Genomic DNA, 17735 nt, shown 5'->3' on the forward strand with positions numbered 1-17735 from the left:
TGGGCCGCGGTCACAAGGGAACCATTGGGCATTCAGTCCTTGGTCAGATCAACGGCGCTGTGTGGTGGGGGCACTGGTCCCCGCAGCAGCGCGGCGGCTAGGATCATCCCCAAAAGCGTCGCCATGGCAGCGACAAACATAGCGCTGTTAAAGGCATCATCCTGCAAATCCCGCAGGGCACGCGCCAGCGTTTCGCCTGTGGTCGGATCAAGCCCAGCGATAAGCTGTTGCACCTGACTTGCGGTGCCATGTGTCAGCGCATGGGCCAGATCAGCCCGTTGCTCGGACCCGGTGGGCAAGGCATTGATCACCTCGGTCAGGCCACGCCGGGTGGTGACCGCTTCGGCCAACCCGCCGACCACCGCACCAAGCGTGGCACCAAAATAAAGGAACGCATTCACCACGCCCGAACCCTGACCCACATGCTCTTCCGGTAACAAGCGCAAGCCCAGACGCGGCAGCAGCGAAAAGCCGATGCCCATCCCGATTCCGATGATCACCAGCTTCCACCAGATTGCGCCCATTCCGGTTGTGTTCGTCGTTGTGGTCAACAGCAGGAACCCGCAGGCCATGAACCCCATGCCCAAAATCACCGGCCATCGAAAACTGTAAGGCGCCAGAAAGCGCGGGGCGACCACCGACACGACGAACATGCTGAGGCTTAGCGGCAGGATCGCCACCCCGGCCCCGACGGCAGACAGACCGAATGCATCTGGCGATTGCACGAAGACGTTGAAATAGACGAAAAAGCTGAACAGCGCGAAACCGGTAATGAACATCCCTGCCGCCGCCATGAAATAACGGGGGTGGCGGAAGTAGCGCAGCTCGATCAGAGGGTCCGCGCTGCGGCGCGAGGTGATGATCAGTGCAATCACCGCTACAGCCGACACGGCAAGCGGGAACAGGGTCGATCTTGTGGCCCATCCGTGGCTTTCCCCATTGCTGAGGGCGAAGGATAGCGGGCCAAGCAGCAGGACCAGTGCGATTGCACCCGCAAGATCGAACTTTGCGCCTGCAAGACGGGTGTCGGGGACGTAATGCTCTTTGCTGACCCGCAACCCGACCGCAAAGGCCACGATCAGCAGCGCCAGATCGGTGGCAAACACGCCCCGCCAGCTGAGGTAATGCGCAAACGCGCCGCCAACGATCGGACCAACACCAATTGCCAGCCCGACGATCGCGCCCCAGGCACCGGTGACGCTGGCCCGTTGTTCCTCGGGCGTGGCGGCAGTTAGCAGCGAAAGCGAGGTGCCAAACAGCGCTGCCGCCCCGGCACCTTGGGCCCCGCGGCCTGCCAGCAACATGGCTGCATCCTGTGAAAACAACACAAGGGCCGAGCCAAGACCGAACACGATCATTCCGGCAAAGAAGACGCCCATCTTGCCGGTGATATCGCCAAATCGGCTGACGATGGTAACGAGGGTCGCGCTAACCACCGTATAGATCGCCATCACCCATTGCAGGCTGGAAGGCGACAGATCGAACTCGGCCTTCAGATTTGGCAGGATCGTCGCAACGGCGGTTGTGTTGAAGCCAACAACCATCATGCACAGCGCGGTCATCACCAGAACCAGACGTGCCCCTCCCGCGCCGGATATGTCGTCAGTGACGTCTTTTGGCATCTGCCTGTCCCCCGTTCAGGAATAGCGCGCTGGCCCTTCGGGCACCGTGTTGTGCCTATTATTAAACGGTTTTTTGCTGATAGATACTGTTTTTAGCGCGCTGCGCGCGCAGCGCCTATTAGATCCAGTAGGACAGCGCCAATGGCAGCACCAAGATCGTGGACAGAGTCGAAACCAGAATGAACCCGGCCACATCGGGTCCGTATTCCGGCACATGCTGATCGATGAACAAATAGGTCGCGACAGAGGAGGGCATCAAACAGCACAGGATCACCGCGCCCCGCTCAGCCCCAGTGAAGCCGAAGCTCCAGACCAACGCGCTGGCAATCACCGCAGCCATCAGCAGGTGCAGCGCCGTCAGCAAAACGGCTCGGCCAAGGCTTTTGATCCGCAGGGTCGCCAGCGTGTGGCCCAGCGTCAGCAACATCAGCGGGATTGAAAGACCGCCCAGAATATCAAAGGATTTGGCCACCGGTTGCGGCAGGCTGGTGCCCGTCGCCATCAACACCAGCGACAGTGCGACCGCGTAAATAATCGGCGAAGTCGCCAGTTTCTTGGGTGAGAACTCTCCGGCCGGAATCCACATGCCGATCGTGAAGATACTGATCAGCACAACCACCACAAATGCCATCGTATAGGCCATTCCCGCATCGCCCAGCGCCAAAAGGGTAATGGGCAGGCCGATATTGCCGACATTGCCATGCATCAGTGGCGTCAGAAATGCCCGCACCGGCAGCCGCATCAGTTTGAGCGCGACAAGCCCCAACAGCCCAAAACCTGCAATCGCCAAAGCGGCGGCCATCATGACATCAAGAAAGGTGCCGACCGCAATCTGGGTGGTTGAAAGGTGCGAGATAATCAGCGTCGGATACCCGACCCGCGAGACGATCCCGCCAATGACCTTGTTGTCATAGGGGGCCTTGATCAAAGCCAGAGCGTTACCGATTCCAGCGCAAATCAGGACAGGCAGAACCACGTTCAAAACGTTCAGAAACAGATGATCCAATGGCTGCCCTCGATCACAAATCCATAGGATGGACAGTGAAACAGGGGTGTGTGTTTGGCAAGGATTTACCCTAACCCCCAAGTACCAAGCACTTTTCCAATTTGAGGCTTGATAATACCGCTCAAGACGGCCCGAGGTTCTTCCCTTCCCGGCCTACACAACATATAGTGGCTGCCAACAACGTGTAGGCAAACACGGCGGGACTTGGGAATACAGGCATGGCACATATCATTGTGGTCGGGAACGAAAAGGGCGGCGCAGGCAAATCAACCGTGTCGATGCATGTGGCCACTGCATTGGCACGGCTGGGGCACAAGGTCAGCACACTCGATCTTGACCTGCGGCAGCGCAGTCTGGGTCGTTATTTCGAGAACCGCTTGAACTTCCTGAACGGCTCGGACCTGTCTCTGCCCAGCCCACGCCACCACGACCTGCCCGAGATTGACGCCAGCGCTCTGCAACCCGGTGAAAACATCTATGACCACCGCCTTTCGGCCGCCGTGGCCGAACTGGAAAGCGATAGCGATTTCATCCTGATCGACTGCCCAGGTTCGCACACTCGACTCAGCCAGGTTGCACATTCGCTGGCCGATACGCTGATTACACCGCTGAACGACAGTTTCATCGATTTTGACCTGCTGGCGCGGATCGATTCCAAAGGTGAGAGAATCCTTGGCCCCTCAGTCTATTCCGAAATGGTCTGGAATGCCCGCCAACTGCGCGCCCAAGCTGGGCTGAAACCAATCGACTGGGTCGTCGTCCGCAACCGGGTCGGCACCCAGCGCATGGTCAACAAGGAAAAGATGCAACGCGCGATCGAAATGCTGTCACAGCGCATCGGCTTCCGCGTCGCCTCGGGCTTTTCCGAGCGAGTGATTTTCCGCGAGTTGTTCCCGCGAGGACTGACTTTGCTGGACCTCAAGGATATCGGGGTCAAGCAGCTCAATATCTCCAACATCGCCGCACGCCAGGAACTGCGCGACATGATGAAGGAACTGAGCTTGCCGGGTGTTGAGATCGACTTCTAGCCGCGTGGCAGCGCCTGCACAGCTAACCAAAGTAAATCCAAGTGCCTTAAGATGCTCTACGTAGCCGCTCAAGTGTAAGCCACGCTCCGTCGCGCGCAGAGTCAGTAAACGCACATTTCCGGAGAACAGCTTGAGATGCCAAGTTGTCTGCGTGCACAACCGCGATCACCCGGTAAACATTGGGGCGTTGGCGCAAATATTCGTCACAGTACTGTGCGACGATCGAACTGGCGTACCCCTTGCCCCAATGCTTCTCACCCAACCAATAGCTGACTTCGGCGCTGCCCGATCCCTTTTCTAGCATACGAACCTGTCCGATTGCGTGCCCATCTTTCTCGATGGCCAACACCTGATGATGATCTTCGTAGCCCAGTTCGATCAATTGGGCGGCATCGTCCGCACTGATTGGGCCTGGATAGACCTCCGGCAGATAGCGCCACAGGCGCTCAGAGGAAAGCATCGCCGCATACTCTGCCGAGTCCTTCAGATCCCATGCACGGAAGTGGAATGGCCGGGGATTCGGACGCCCAAATGTGCCCAGGATGTCATCCTCACATTCCAGTGGGACCCAGCCTATTTGAATCGGGTCGTAAGCGACCTCGACACCGTTCGACTGACACCATTTGACTTCACGTTCGGAAAGAACGCCCTGCGACCTCAATCTGCGCAGATCAACTGATCTCGAATGCCCGCAGGAGTGTTCAGATCGAATAGATTTGTTTTGAATGTTCATGACGTCCTCCGAGCGAACACACCAACACCAAGTGCTCTGAAACAAGAGACTGCGCCAATTGTTGGATATTCCAGCAAAATAGGATAGCCTATTATTCAACAATATTTGATTGGAAAAACCTATTGATCGACATCCAGCTGACATTGAAACAACTGTCCTATTTCCGTACGCTGGCCGACACTGGCCACTACAGGAAAGCCGCCGAGCGTATCGGCATTAGCCAGCCTTCCCTTAGCCTGCAGATTGCCAATTTGGAATCTGTGCTTTGTCTGAACCTCGTCGAACGAGGCCGCGCCGGAGCGATGCTGACGCCTGAAGGACGAGAAATTCTTGAGCAAACCCGAAGCATACTATCTGATGTGATGGCCCTACAAGAAACACACAATCGGATGAAATCCGAACTTTCAGGAAGTTTTCGCCTCGGCTCATCCCCAACGCTGGGGCCCTATCTGTTGCCGCGCGTTTTTCTGCATTTGCATCAGAACCACCCAGATCTGAGATTGATCGTGCGTGACGGCCCCCCCTCAGAACTGCTGCAAGAACTGCTGAGCGGAATGCACGACGTTATTCTGACGCAACTGCCGGTGAAATCGGCCGATGTTTTTGTTCAGCGATTACTGCGAGAGCCTCTTCATCTGGCTGTGGCCCTCAGCCATCCGCTGGCAAAAAAGGAATATGTAGAAGACGAAGATCTAAAGGGGGAAAACGTTTTGGTCCTGTCGCGGCGCTTCACCCTCCACAGCCAGATCGAAAACCTGACCAAGGAGGTCGGCGCAAATCTGCTGTATGACTATGAAGGCACCAGTTTGGATGCCATTCGTCAGATGACCGCTATGAATATCGGAATCTCATTCCTTCCATCACTTTATGTGGCGTCCGAAGTGCCCAAATTTGGCGGGGACGTGGCACTTGTGCCCTATAGGCCCGGCCGCCTGAATAGGTCGATTGGCCTTGTCTGGCGCGCATCCAGTGGCCACCATCGCGCATTCAGCTTTATCTCAGACGCCATTCGCAGCGTTGCCAAGACAGATTATTCTGGATTGGTCAGCGTTGAAAAATAGTGGTGTTGACCTCTGGCCTCAAGCTACCGCATTAAGCAGCTGTACAATGGCCAGATCTAGCCAGCTGTTCTGTAGATGGTAAACAACTCTTTTGGTTCAGCCACACCCCGCAACATATAGCGCCCGACCGAAATCAGGTCCTGATCACAAGGATGCGCCGCGCGGGCTACATCGTCGGAAATCAGGATGCGCTGCCCCAGTGACCGATGCATCCCCGCAATTCTGGACGTCTGGTTGACCGCCGGACCAATTACCGTGAAATCCAGCCGACTTTCGGAGCCGATGTTTCCATAGAGGATCTCACCAGAGTGCAATGCCAGCGTATAGTTCGAAACCGGTTGTCCCCGTGAACTCCGCTGAGTGTTCAATTCGGCCATGCGCTCTTGCAGCATGGTCGCCGCAGCCAGCGCAGCGCGGGCATCGGCATCGATCTCGCCGACATCAAACATCGCCATGACACCGTCGCCCATGAACTTCAGGATGTTGCCTTCGCATTGATGAACAACATCGACCACCACACCCAGGTAGTCATTCAGCATATCTATGACTTCGATCCCTGGCATCTCTTCCGACAGGCTGGTGAACCCTTCCAGATCGAAGTTCCAGATCACTGCATCAATCTGCTGCAGTGACCCGCGACGGATTTCACCGGACAAGACCCGACGACCGGCATCGCGCCCCAGATAAACCCGCATCAAATCTTTCGACACCCGCGCGTTCGAGGCTGATTTAAGAGCCAGCCCCAGATGCGGTAGCGCCGTATTGATTACGTCCAGATCATCGTCGCAGAATCCTTCCGGCGCATTGCTGGACCAGGACATCAAGACGCCGTCGATTGCCTCTTTCGCATCATAGGGGTTGCGTTGAGCCGGCATATCAAAGCTGATGCCAGTCGCGTAATAGTCCGTGGCCCCGTTTTCCCGCAACTCGTTTAGCAGGGGAAAACGGCTGGGTTCGTTCTGATCGACCAGCCGTTCACGGATAGCATCGATATCTTCGTGCAATACGGCATACAGCGGACTTTGTGTCCAAACTTCACTGGGCTCTTCGGAATACTCGAAGGTTTCCAGATTACTTCCTTTGCTGCGGTACCAGCTATAGCCCGTTCCGCCATAGACGGGATGCAAGGCCGGTTGCGCCGCATGAAAGCGCATCAAGGGCACACCAAGATCAACTAAACGGGTGCAATACCCGTCCAGAAGTTCTTGTTTGTCGGCCCCTTCCAGGCCGCGGGTCACCAACCAATCTATCAGATCATGGGATTTTGCCGTTGGGGAATCCGGCGCTGTCATGTGTCGTTCCTGTGTCCGTTATGACGTTGATCTGGGGGCAGCTGTACCGGATTACCAGTACCCTAATCCATTCCGGCCAGACGTCGCAGCATCATGCGCAGCAAAGCGGCCTCACCCGTGGTGAAACGCGATGCCAGTTTCTGATCATAATCCTGCGCGATACCGCTTAGCTCACGATAAACCTTCTGGCCAGCCGAGGTCAGCGATAGCCGCTCAACCCGCCGGTCATTTTCATCCCGCAACCTTTGCAAATATCGGCGCTGTTGCAATCGGCTGACCGCACGGCTGACCTTGGTTTTGTGGATTTTGGCACGCTCAACAATGTCGCGTGCGGTCATCTCACCATGATTGCCCAGATGAAACAGCACCCGCCATTCAGTTCGCAGCATTCCGTAGCGATCCTTGTAAACGCGCTGAAACTCAAGCGAACTTTCCTCGGCCGCCTGATTCAACAGGAACGGCAGGAAATTTCGCAAATCAAACTCATCTTTTTGGTCATTTTTAGGCTGGGTCATCCTTGTTAGTTACAAAATCAACTATTATTCGACAAGTGACAAGTTGAAGGATCACCGGAGACGAGATGAGTTTTGATATCTGGATCACCTATGTGGCGACGGTGTTGCTGCTGATGAGCACACCGGGGCCAAGCCAGTTGCTGATGCTGTCGAACTCGGCAACCAATGGGCTGCGGCGAGGTTTTTTTACCGCTGCGGGTGATTTGACGGCCAATTTCTTTCAAATGTTGGCCGCCGGTCTGGGTCTGGCTGCCCTGATCGCCACGTCCGGGACCGCCTTTACCGTGATCAAGTGGTTGGGCGTGGCCTATCTGGTCTATCTCGGCGTCAAGCAAATCGTGAAGGCACGCGTTGCCGAAACCAGCGATGCGCCACGTGCCAGCCGCAAGGCGCTCTGGATGCAGGGCTTCATCACCTCTGCCGCGAATCCCAAGGCGGTGGTGTTCTTCGCCGCTCTGTTTCCGCTGTTCATCGATGGCGCGCTGCCATTCTGGCCGCAATTCGCCATCCTCTCGGCCACATATCTGATCATAGACGGGTTGTTTCTGATGGCCTATGGCTCCACTGCCAGTTGGCTGGCCCGGCGCCTGCAGGGGCCGGCAAGGCTTTGGCTCGACCGGATCGGTGGCAGCTTCATGATATTGGCGGCAGTCCTGCTGGGCTTCAAATCCCTGCGCGCCGCCTCGTAACCGAAAGACATAAGGACGCAATATGCCTTTGAAGAAATCCTGGGTCGCATCGGCCAATTCCGCCGACCACCCCTTCCCGCTGAACAACCTGCCTTATGGCGTGTTCTCGACCGAAACCACCGAGCCCCGCTGCGGCGTTGCCATCGGCGACATGATCTTCGACGTGACTGCTGCCGAAGCTGATGGATTAATCGCGCTGTCGGATGAGCCGCTGTTCGATCTGCCCTTCTGGAATCCGCTAATGGAAGAAGGCCCTGCCGTATGGGCTGCATTGCGCGACCGCCTTTCTACGCTATTGGCTGAAGATTCGGACGAACAGCACAAGATCGAAGGTCTGCTGATCCCGCAGGACGAGGCCGAGATGCACATGCCCTTTGCCGTCAGCGAATACACCGATTTCTACGCGGGCCGCCACCATGCCCAGAACGTGGGCACCATGTTCCGCGGCCCGGAAAACGCGTTGCCGCCGAACTGGCTGCACATCCCCATCGGCTATAACGGCCGCGCTTCGTCTGTTGTCGTTTCAGGCACGGATATCCGTCGCCCCTGGGGTCAGTTGAAATCGCCCGATCAGGACCTGCCTGCTTTCCTGCCCAGCCGTCGATTTGATATCGAACTAGAGATGGGTGCAATCGTGGGCACACCGTCTGACGGCCCAATTTCAGTGCAGGAAGCCGATGACAACATCTTTGGCTATGTCCTGCTAAACGACTGGTCCGCGCGCGATATTCAGGCCTGGGAATACCAGCCGCTGGGGCCATTTCAGGCCAAGGCGACCGCGACCTCGATCAGTCCGTGGATCGTGACCAAAGCGGCGCTGGAACCGTTCCGCTGCGATACGCCCGACCGTGAGTTTGCACTGCTGGACCACCTGAAGGATTGCGGCCCGATGCTCTATGACATCGATCTATCCGTAACGATGGCGCCCGAGAATAAAGACGCCACGACCATCGCACGAACCAATTATCGCGAGATGTATTACTCGGCGGCGCAGCAGTTGGCGCATCACTCGACGTCTGGGTGTCCGATGAACACGGGCGACCTGTTGGGGTCCGGCACCATTTCGGGGCCGAACAAGCCAGAGCGCGGATCACTTCTGGAACTCAGCTGGGGCGGGAAAGAGCCGCTGACGCTGGACACAGGCGAGACCCGCACCTTCATCGAGAACGGCGACACGCTGACCCTGACCGGCGCAGCCAAGGGCGACGGCTATTCCATCGGGTTCGGCGATTGCACCGGCACTGTGCTGCCCGCACTCGAAAATCCATTCGCCAGAGATTGATGCAGGTCCAGTCCGCATATTCAGAGCGCGCTCTGCCAGTCCTTAACGGCCTCGATGGGATAAAGCAGCATCAGCACGTTCAGCGTCAGACCATCGCGGATCAGCGTGGTGGTCAGGATCTCGAATCCCAGCGCAATGGTGACCGTCATCCAGATCGGCAGGCGACGCGCCAACCAGAACCCCAGCATCATCGCGCCAATATCGGCGATCGAGTTGACGACACTGTCGCCGTAGTAATCCAGCGAGATCGTGACCGCGCGGTAATGTTCGATCACGGCATTGGTGTTCTCGGAAATCTCCCACGCGACTTCTATCAAGGTGGCGATGAACAACCGCCAGCCAACGGCAAGGCGGCGCGCCACCAGCCACAGAAGACCGTAAAACAGAAAGCCATGAATGATGTGGCTGGGCGTGTACCAATCGGTCAGATGCTGCGAGCTTTCGGAACTGAAGGTTTCACCATGCCACAGCTTGACATAACCGCATTTGCAAATCGGTTCGCGGCCCATCCACAGCAGGATGATGGCGCAGGCAATGACAACACAAGCGGTTGCCCAATAAGGCAAAAATCGACGTTCAAACATATGGCGACAACATCATCAAAGCCAGTCGCTGTCCAGAAGGGAAATCACTGATATGGCCAAGGCATTTGCGTCCCAGGGGGACATGTCGGAAAAGAAAATCAGCTTCACTGAGGTGGGCGAAGGGCTGTATGCCTTCACTGCCGAAGGCGACCCGAACTCGGGCGTGATCATCGGCGATGACAGCGTGATGATTGTCGAGGCGCAGGCGACGCCGCGTCTGGCCAACAAGGTGATCGAATGCGTGCGGTCGGTGACTGACAAGCCGATCACCCATGTGGCGCTGACCCATTACCACGCAGTACGCGTGCTGGGCGCGAGCGCCTTTGGTGCGCAACAGATACTGATGTCGGATATGGCGCGCGCAATGGTGGTTGAACGTGGTCAGGAAGACTGGGACAGCGAATTCCAACGCTTCCCGCGTCTCTTTGAAGGACACGAAAGCATCCCCGGCCTCACATGGCCCACCACCACCTTCAGCGACACAATGACGGTTTATCTGGGCAACCGCCGGATCGACCTGATGCATCTGGGCCGTGCGCATACCGCTGGCGATATCGTCATCCACGTGCCCGATCAGAATGTCATGTTCACCGGTGACATCGTCGAATACCATTCGGCCTGCTACTGCGGCGATGGGCATTTCAGCGACTGGGGAGATACGCTGGACGAAATCAAGTGGTTCGACGTAGACGCTATCGCGCCGGGGCGCGGCGACGCTCTGATCGGTAAAGACATGGTCAACGCGGCCATCGAAAACACCCGCGGTTTCGTGGAAAGCACCTACCGCCCGGCAGCAAAGGTCGCGGCGCGTGGCGGTTCGCTGAAAGAAGCCTGGGACGCCGTGCGCGCAGAATGCGACCCAAAATTCGCTGACTATGCGATCTACGAACACTGCCTGCCCTTCAATGTTGCCCGCGCCTATGACGAGGCCCGCGGCATCGACACGCCCCGGATCTGGACCGCCCAGCGCGATCTGGAGATGTGGGAGGCCCTGCAGGGCTAAGAATTCCGGGCCGGATTTGATCCAGATCGTGGCGGCCCGGATTTGACGGTGAAACTCTAACGCAAGACCTCCGGCGCAACTGTGCCGGGGAACAGATGAGGTGCGCCCGATGCGCCAGAAATGGGAGAGAGAGAGTGAACAAGATTTTTGAAGTTCCACTTTATGCCTACGAGGCCAGCCCGGATCAATCCGCGCCAGCGCCCGTGCGCCACAAGGTCATCGTTGTCGGGGCCGGTCCGGTGGGTCTGGCCGCCGCCATCGATCTGGCCCAGCAAGGGGTCGAGGTGCTGGTGCTGGACGACAACGACAAGGTCAGCTTCGGCAGCCGCGCCATCTGTTTTGCCAAACGCCCGCTGGAAATCCTCGACCGTCTGGGTTGCGGGCAGCCGATGGTGGACAAAGGCGTTCTTTGGAACAAGGGCAAAGTGTTCTTCGACGAACGTCAGGTTTACGAGTTCGACCTGCAGCCCGACAGCGGCGATCAGCGCCCGGCCTTCATCAACCTTCAGCAATACTATTTCGAGCAGTTTCTGGTCGACCGCGTCCGCGAATTGCAAGCGCAGGGTGCACCGATCGAAATCCGCGGCCGCAACAAGGTCGAAGCCGTTGGAACCCACCCCGATCACGTCAAGCTTGAGGTCGAAACGCCTGAGGGTTCATACACCATCGAGGCGGATTGGGTCATCGCCTGCGACGGCGCGGGCTCACCTATGCGCGCCATGATGGGCAAGGATTTTGTAGGCCGTGTGTTCGAAGACAACTTCCTGATCGCTGATGTGATTATGGAGGCCGACTTCCCCTCGGAACGCTGGTTCTGGTTCGATCCGCCCTTCAACAAGGGCCAATCTGCGTTGCTGCATAAACAACCCGATGGCGTCTGGCGCATCGATCTGCAACTGGGATGGGATATCGACAAGGAACGCGAAAAGCGCCCGGAAAACGTGATCCCACGCCTCAAGGCCATGCTGGGCGAGGAGGTAAATTTCGAGCTGGAATGGGTCAGCATCTACACCTTCCAGTGCCGCCGGATGGAGCAATTCCGCCATGGCCGCGTGATCTTTGCCGGTGACAGTGCCCATCAGGTCAGCCCGTTTGGCGCACGGGGCGCAAACTCGGGCGTGCAGGATACCGACAACCTGTGCTGGAAACTGAAACTGGTGATTGAGGGCAGCGCACCTGAGTCTTTGCTGGACAGCTACGATCAGGAACGCATTCACGGCGCGGACGAGAACATCCTCAACTCGACCCGCTCGACCGATTTCATCACCCCGAAATCGCAGATGTCCCGCATCCTGCGCGACGCGGTGCTGGACTTGAGCGAACATTATGACTTCGCCCGCCCGATGGTGAATTCTGGCCGCCTGAGCGTACCTTGCGTCTATGACGGCTCGTCGCTGAATTCGGCGGATGCGTTGAATGGGCCGACGCTGACGCGCCCCGGAGCGTCCTGTCCCGATGCGCCTTTGGGTGATGGCTTTCTACTGCCTAAACTGGCTGGACAGTTCACGCTGCTGACCATCGACGCCGATGCACCAGATGAGATCGAGGTCGATGGCATCATCGTCAAACGCCTGGCACTCTCGGTCAAAGACGACCCGACCCTGACGCTGAAGCGCCGCTATTTAGGCGATGCCAGCGGAGCGGTTTATCTGATCCGTCCCGATCAGCACGTGGCCGCCCGCCGCGACACCTACGAAGAAAATGCATTCCGGCACGCGGTGCGCCGCGCCACAGGCAAGGAGTAAGCGACATGGCTGATCTGATCCTCTCATCCAATCTGACCCAGGCAGACGATTTCTATGCCGATCTGGTGGCCGCCCATGAAGGGCTTGAGAAAGCCGAAAGCGATGCGTTCAACGCGCGCCTTGTGCTGGTTCTGGCAAACCACATCGGCGACAACGCGGTGCTGAAGCAGGCGTTGGATGCCGCAGCCCTGAAACAGGAGTAAGCCCATGAAAATCGAACAGATTCACCACGTCGCCTATCGCTGCAAGGACGCGAAAGAGACCGTTGAATGGTACGGCAAGATGCTGAACATGGATTTCATTCTGGCGATTGCCGAAGACCATGTGCCCTCCACCCATGAACCTGATCCCTACATGCACCTGTTTCTGGATGCCGGAAATGGCAATGTGCTGGCGTTTTTTGAGCTGCCTACCAAGCCGGAAATGGGGCGCGATCCCAACACGCCGATTTGGGTGCAGCACATCGCATTCAAGGTGAAGGACCGTGATGAGCTGATCGCATTCAAGGACCATCTCGAAGCCAACGGCGTCGAGGTTCTGGGTGTCACGGATCATTCGATCTTTCATTCGATCTATTTCTTCGATCCGAACGGTCACCGGGTGGAACTGGCTTGCCCCGACCCCGAGGAAGAGGCCATGCTGGCCCGGCTGGATTCGGTCAAATGGGATATGCTCGAAGAATGGTCGCGCACCAAACGAGCCCCTCAGCATGCCGACTGGCTGCATGCCAAGGAACTAAGCAAAGGCTAACCATCGTATGTCCGAAGTGGTTCTGTTTGATTACTGGCGTTCGTCCGCCAGTTACCGGGTGCGGATTGCACTGAATCTGGCTGGGATCACCTACCGCCCGGTCGTCGTGGATCTGGTGAACGGGGCGCATCGCGCCCCGGATCATTTGGACCGCAACCCGCAAGGTCTGGTCCCGGTGCTGGATATCGATGGGGTTCGATTGACCCAATCGCTGGCGATCATCGATTATCTGGATGAGACCCGCGAACTGGGTCTGCTGCCAACCGATCCGGCCAAGCGAGCCGCGGCGCGGGCATTGGCGCACAGTATCGCGGTGGATATCCATCCGGTCTGCAATCTGTCGGTTGCCAAACATGCCACCGCGCTCACCCAAGGTGCAGGCGACATGCCCGGCGACTGGATGCGTCACTTCATCCGGCCGGGTCTGCTCGCGTTTGAATCGCTGCTGGGCGGCTTTGATCAATCCCCGTTCTGCACCGGTGAAACGCCGGGTCTGGCCGATATCTGCCTGATCCCACAGCTTTATAATGCGCGCCGGTGGGAAGTTGATCTATCCGATATGCCACGCCTGACAGCAGTCGAGGCCGTCTGCGCCGAGCATTCGGCCTTTGCCGCAGCCCATCCTGACCTGCACGCTCCGCTCTGAACCGGCGCACAGAGTCTGTGTGGCGGTGCGGGTGCACAAATCCTCGCGCCGTCCTTAGGTTTCTATGCAACGACAGATGGAGAACCCCATGCCCAAGATCACCGGCTACCACGCCCATGTCTATTTCGACGCCGACACTCAGGACACGGCACGGCAGGTCTGTGAAGAGGCCGCGCGTCTGTTTCCCGCTGTCCAGATGGGCCACATGCATGCGCGTAATGTTGGCCCGCATCCGCGATGGAGTTGCCAGCTGGGCTTTCCCGCCGAAGCCTTTGATCAGGTCTTTCCCTGGCTGATCCTGAACCGGCAAGGGCTGACCATCTTTACGCATCCAGAAACCGGCGATCACTTGGCTGATCACCGGGATCGCGCTATCTGGATGGGCGAGATGCTGCCGCTTGATTTGTCGATCTTCGATTAACCCAATTCACGCGCCCGGTCGCGCAGGATGAACTTCTGAATCTTCCCCGTCGACGTCTTGGGCAACGCCCCAAACACAACCGTCTTGGGTGCTTTGAAATGGGCCATATGATCCCGGCAGAAAGCGATGATCTCCGCCTCATTCGCCTCTGCCTGCGGTTTCAATTCAACAAATGCACACGGCGTTTCACCCCATTTCTCATCCGGGCGGGCCACCACCGCCGCCTCCATCACGGCCGGGTGTTTATAAAGCGTGTCTTCGACCTCAACGGATGAGATATTCTCGCCGCCCGAGATGATGATGTCCTTGGACCGATCCTTCAGCGCGATATAGCCATCCGGATGCATCACGCCCAGATCTCCCGAGGCAAACCACCCGCCCTTGAAGGCTTTGTCTGTCGCCTCGGCGTTCTTGAGATAGCCCTTCATGACAATGTTGCCCTGCATGAATATCTCACCCATGGTTTCGCCATCCGAAGGAACAGGCTCCATGGTTTCAGGGTCTGCGACCATCAAGCCAGACAATGCCACGTATTTCACACCCTGACGCACCTTGAGCGCGGCGCGGTCCTCTGCACCCTTGTCGTTCCATTCGTCCTTCCAGGCGCAGACGACGGATGGACCATAAGTCTCGGTCAACCCATAGACATGGGTAACCTCGACACCCATCCCTTCCATCGCTTCGATCACCTTGGCCGGCGGTGGAGCGCCAGCGGTCATCGCCTTGATCTGCTGCGTGAAATCCTTGAGGTGATCCGGTGCATTGGCCAGCATGTTCAGCACGATCGGCGCGCCGCAGAAATGCGTTACGCCCTCTTCTCGGAAGGCGCGATAGATCGGTTCGTCCCGTACGGCGCGCAGGCAGACGGAGGTGCCCGCATTGGCCGCCATCGTCCACGGGAAACACCAGCCGTTGCAGTGGAACATCGGCAAGGTCCACAGATAGACCGAATGCTGCGGCATCCCCCATGTCAGAATGTTCGACGTCGCGTTCAGCGCCGCGCCGCGGTGGTGATAGACTACACCCTTGGGGTTGCCGGTGGTGCCCGAGGTATAGTTCAGCGTGATCGCATCCCATTCGTCTTCGGGCAAAGACCAGTCGAACTCCGGATCACCCTCGGCCAACAGACCCTCATAGGTCAGATCTCCCAATCGCTCGCCACCGTCAATACTGGCGTCTTCGATGTCGATCACCAGAATGTTGTGATCCACCTGTCCTAACGCCTGTTTCACGACGCCTGAAAACTCGGGATCGACCAGCAGAACCTTGGCTTCGGCATGGTTCAGAATGAAGGCGATGATCGGCGCATCCAACCGCGTGTTGATCGCGTTCAGCACCGCCCCTGCCATGGGCACGCCAAAATGCGCCTCATACAGCTCGGGGATATTGGCCGCGATGATCGAGACTGTATCGCCCACGCCTACGCCACGCGTAGTCAGCGCGCTGGCCAGACGTCGGCTCCGCGCATAGGTTTCTGCCCAGCTATACCGGCGCTCGCCATACACAACGGATGGGTAATCCGGATACACTGCCGCCGTCCGCTCAAGATAGCTCAGCGGAGACAACGGCGTGAAATTCGCCGGGGTTTTATCCAGATGTTGCTGGTAGATAGGTGTGGCTGTCATCCGGCGATCCTCCCAAACTCGTCAGATTGTCGTATTGAGCACAAAGTTTACGTCATAACAAACCCGTATTAATACGCGTTTGAGCTACACTGGAGATATCCTATGGGCTAATCTGGCCCTACTTCACGCGCACCATTCGCGTTGATCTGCAGTATCACGTCACTTTGCGCCCGCCGGGACCTACTGATTCCCCGCGCGCCCCACTTTTGAAAGGACATGTCATGGACGGCACGTTCAACGAAAACGATCTTTCCCGCGTCGTCGAAGCCGACCGCGCCCACCTCTGGCATCACCTGATCCAGCACAAGCCGTTTGAGACCAACGATCCCCGTATCATTGTCGAAGGCAAAGGCATGCGCGTGTGGGACCAAAAGGGCAAAGAGCACCTGGATGCCGTATCAGGCGGTGTCTGGACCGTGAACGTGGGCTATGGCCGCGAATCTATCTGTAAGGCGGTTTATGACCAGCTGATGAAGCTGTGCTACTTCGCCAACACCGCAGGCTCGATCCCCGGTTCGAATTTCGCGGAAATGCTGATCGACAAGATGCCGGGCATGAGCCGCGTGTACTACACCAATTCAGGTTCTGAGGCGAACGAGAAGGCGTTCAAGATGATCCGCCAGATCGCGCACAAGAAATATGGCGGCAAGAAAACCAAAATCCTGTATCGCGACCGCGACTATCACGGCTCCACCCTGGCGACCATGTCGGCAGGTGGTCAGGACGAGCGCACCGCGCAGTACGGTCCCTTTGCACCCGATTTCGTGCGCGTGCCTCACTGCATGGAGTACCGCAAGCACGAGCTGGACGGCGCACCTGAAGAGAACTTTGGCGAATGGGCTGCAGATCAGATCGAAGAGGTCATCCTGCGCGAAGGCCCCGACACCGTTGGCGCCCTGTGCCTTGAGCCCGTGACCGCAGGCGGTGGCGTCATCGAAGCGCCTGAAGGCTATTGGCCCTGCGTGCAGGAGATCTGCAAGAAATACGACATCCTGCTGCACATTGACGAGGTTGTCTGCGGCGTAGGTCGGACCGGCACGTGGTTCGGCTATCAGCAGTACGGCATCAAGCCGGACTTCGTGACCATGGCCAAGGGCGTTGCCTCGGGTTATGCCGCGATCGCCTGCATGGTCACCACCGAGGAAGTCTTTGACATGTTCAAAGACGACGCGGCAGACCCGATGAACTATTTCCGTGATATCTCGACCTTTGGCGGCTGCACTGCCGGTCCGGCGGCAGCGGTTGAAAACATGCGCATCATTAAGGATGAAAACCTGCTGCAGAACTGCGTCGACATGGGTGATCGCATGATGGGCAACCTGCAGGCGCTGATGGAAAAGCACAAAGTCATCGGCGACGTGCGCGGCAAGGGTCTGTTCCTTGGCGCCGAGCTAGTAACCGATCGGACCACCAAGGATCCGATGGACGAAAAGCGCGTTCAGGCCGTTGTCGCAGATTGTATGGCGCAGGGCGTCATCATCGGTGCCACCAACCGCTCGATCCCCAGCCGCAACAACACGCTGTGCTTCTCGCCAGCGCTGATCGCGACAGCGGACGACATCGATCAGATCACCGACGCCGTAGACGGCGCGCTGGGGCGTGTGTTCGGCTGATCTAGGCAACGAACTACCATTGAACCACATGAAACCCGCCAAATTTCGGCGGGTTTCTTTTCATGAGGACATCAGCCAAGCGTATGAGCTGATGCCAAAGATACTCAATTTTCATTCAAA

At 57.7% G+C, this 17735-nt stretch carries 18 protein-coding genes; 11 read left to right on the forward strand and 7 right to left on the reverse strand.

What is annotated here, in order from left to right; translation table 11 throughout:
* Positions 1 to 32: 32 nt before the first annotated feature.
* Both ACR0DK_RS03150 and ACR0DK_RS03155 read right to left on the reverse strand, forming a co-directional pair.
* A complete protein-coding gene (locus tag ACR0DK_RS03150; RefSeq protein WP_480734732.1) occupies positions 33 to 1622 on the reverse strand; it encodes an MFS transporter in 1590 nt (529 codons plus the stop codon).
* 118 nt (positions 1623 to 1740) lie between these two features.
* Complete coding sequence (locus ACR0DK_RS03155) at positions 1741 to 2628, reverse strand: AEC family transporter (RefSeq protein ID WP_480734733.1); 888 nt, start codon at positions 2626 to 2628, stop codon at positions 1741 to 1743.
* Positions 2629 to 2846: 218 nt separating this feature from the next.
* Between ACR0DK_RS03155 and ACR0DK_RS03160 the strand changes: the two genes are divergently transcribed.
* The gene (locus tag ACR0DK_RS03160) at positions 2847 to 3656 is read left to right on the forward strand and encodes a division plane positioning ATPase MipZ (protein WP_170402416.1); all 810 of its coding nucleotides are present in this window, start codon (positions 2847 to 2849) and stop codon (positions 3654 to 3656) included.
* A 46-nt stretch (positions 3657 to 3702) separates the two neighbouring features.
* On the opposite strand, the gene ACR0DK_RS03165 is transcribed toward ACR0DK_RS03160, so the two are convergent.
* Positions 3703 to 4389 (reverse strand): GNAT family N-acetyltransferase, encoded by a 687-nt coding sequence (locus ACR0DK_RS03165; protein ID WP_480734734.1) that lies wholly within the window; start codon positions 4387 to 4389, stop codon positions 3703 to 3705.
* A 122-nt stretch (positions 4390 to 4511) separates the two neighbouring features.
* Here ACR0DK_RS03165 and ACR0DK_RS03170 point away from each other — a divergent pair, with 122 nt between their 5' ends.
* Entirely contained in the window at positions 4512 to 5450 is a 939-nt protein-coding gene (locus tag ACR0DK_RS03170) for a hydrogen peroxide-inducible genes activator (RefSeq protein WP_255611813.1), read from the forward strand.
* 56 nt (positions 5451 to 5506) lie between these two features.
* Here ACR0DK_RS03170 and ACR0DK_RS03175 read toward each other — a convergent pair whose 3' ends face one another.
* Positions 5507 to 6742: an adenylate/guanylate cyclase domain-containing protein gene (locus ACR0DK_RS03175; protein ID WP_223116950.1), complete on the reverse strand. Its 1236-nt coding sequence runs from the start codon at positions 6740 to 6742 to the stop codon at positions 5507 to 5509.
* Between the two features lie 62 nt (positions 6743 to 6804).
* Positions 6805 to 7257, reverse strand: a complete 453-nt coding sequence (locus tag ACR0DK_RS03180) for a MarR family winged helix-turn-helix transcriptional regulator (protein WP_170392676.1) — start codon at positions 7255 to 7257, stop codon at positions 6805 to 6807.
* 65 nt (positions 7258 to 7322) lie between these two features.
* On the opposite strand from ACR0DK_RS03180, the gene ACR0DK_RS03185 reads away from it, so the two are divergent.
* Together ACR0DK_RS03185 and fahA are read left to right on the forward strand one after the other, a co-directional pair.
* The gene (locus ACR0DK_RS03185; protein ID WP_223116951.1) at positions 7323 to 7946 is read left to right on the forward strand and encodes a LysE family translocator; all 624 of its coding nucleotides are present in this window, start codon (positions 7323 to 7325) and stop codon (positions 7944 to 7946) included.
* 22 nt (positions 7947 to 7968) lie between these two features.
* Positions 7969 to 9228, forward strand: a complete 1260-nt coding sequence (gene fahA, locus ACR0DK_RS03190) for a fumarylacetoacetase (RefSeq protein ID WP_480734735.1) — start codon at positions 7969 to 7971, stop codon at positions 9226 to 9228.
* Positions 9229 to 9248: 20 nt separating this feature from the next.
* Here the strand turns inward: fahA and ACR0DK_RS03195 are convergent, their stop codons facing one another.
* The gene (locus ACR0DK_RS03195; RefSeq protein ID WP_170402422.1) at positions 9249 to 9812 is read right to left on the reverse strand and encodes a DUF2585 domain-containing protein; all 564 of its coding nucleotides are present in this window, start codon (positions 9810 to 9812) and stop codon (positions 9249 to 9251) included.
* Positions 9813 to 9864: 52 nt separating this feature from the next.
* Between ACR0DK_RS03195 and ACR0DK_RS03200 the strand changes: the two genes are divergently transcribed.
* From ACR0DK_RS03200 to ACR0DK_RS03225, 6 genes are all read left to right on the forward strand, one after another.
* Entirely contained in the window at positions 9865 to 10815 is a 951-nt protein-coding gene (locus ACR0DK_RS03200) for an MBL fold metallo-hydrolase (RefSeq protein ID WP_480592556.1), read from the forward strand.
* Positions 10816 to 10949: 134 nt separating this feature from the next.
* Positions 10950 to 12560 carry an FAD-dependent oxidoreductase gene (locus ACR0DK_RS03205; protein ID WP_170662939.1) on the forward strand — a complete coding sequence of 537 codons (1611 nt, stop codon included), beginning with the start codon at positions 10950 to 10952 and terminating at the stop codon, positions 12558 to 12560.
* 5 nt (positions 12561 to 12565) lie between these two features.
* On the forward strand, positions 12566 to 12763 hold the full coding sequence (locus ACR0DK_RS03210) for a DUF2783 domain-containing protein (RefSeq protein ID WP_170392682.1): 198 nt from the start codon (positions 12566 to 12568) through the stop codon (positions 12761 to 12763).
* Positions 12764 to 12767: 4 nt separating this feature from the next.
* Positions 12768 to 13310 (forward strand): VOC family protein, encoded by a 543-nt coding sequence (locus tag ACR0DK_RS03215; protein ID WP_170392683.1) that lies wholly within the window; start codon positions 12768 to 12770, stop codon positions 13308 to 13310.
* A 7-nt stretch (positions 13311 to 13317) separates the two neighbouring features.
* Positions 13318 to 13956, forward strand: a complete 639-nt coding sequence (gene maiA, locus ACR0DK_RS03220; protein ID WP_170402426.1) for a maleylacetoacetate isomerase — start codon at positions 13318 to 13320, stop codon at positions 13954 to 13956.
* Between the two features lie 88 nt (positions 13957 to 14044).
* Positions 14045 to 14377, forward strand: a complete 333-nt coding sequence (locus ACR0DK_RS03225; protein WP_170402428.1) for a DOPA 4,5-dioxygenase family protein — start codon at positions 14045 to 14047, stop codon at positions 14375 to 14377.
* Here the strand turns inward: ACR0DK_RS03225 and ACR0DK_RS03230 are convergent.
* A complete protein-coding gene (locus ACR0DK_RS03230; protein WP_480600959.1) occupies positions 14374 to 16002 on the reverse strand; it encodes an acyl-CoA synthetase in 1629 nt (542 codons plus the stop codon). The two genes, ACR0DK_RS03225 and ACR0DK_RS03230, sit on opposite strands and share 4 nt — an antisense overlap.
* A gap of 221 nt (positions 16003 to 16223) precedes the next feature.
* On the opposite strand from ACR0DK_RS03230, the gene ACR0DK_RS03235 reads away from it, so the two are divergent.
* Positions 16224 to 17615: an aminotransferase family protein gene (locus ACR0DK_RS03235; RefSeq protein ID WP_480734736.1), complete on the forward strand. Its 1392-nt coding sequence runs from the start codon at positions 16224 to 16226 to the stop codon at positions 17613 to 17615.
* Positions 17616 to 17735: the final 120 nt, after the last annotated feature.

The sequence above is a fragment of the Ruegeria sp. CE6 genome, from assembly GCF_056537485.1.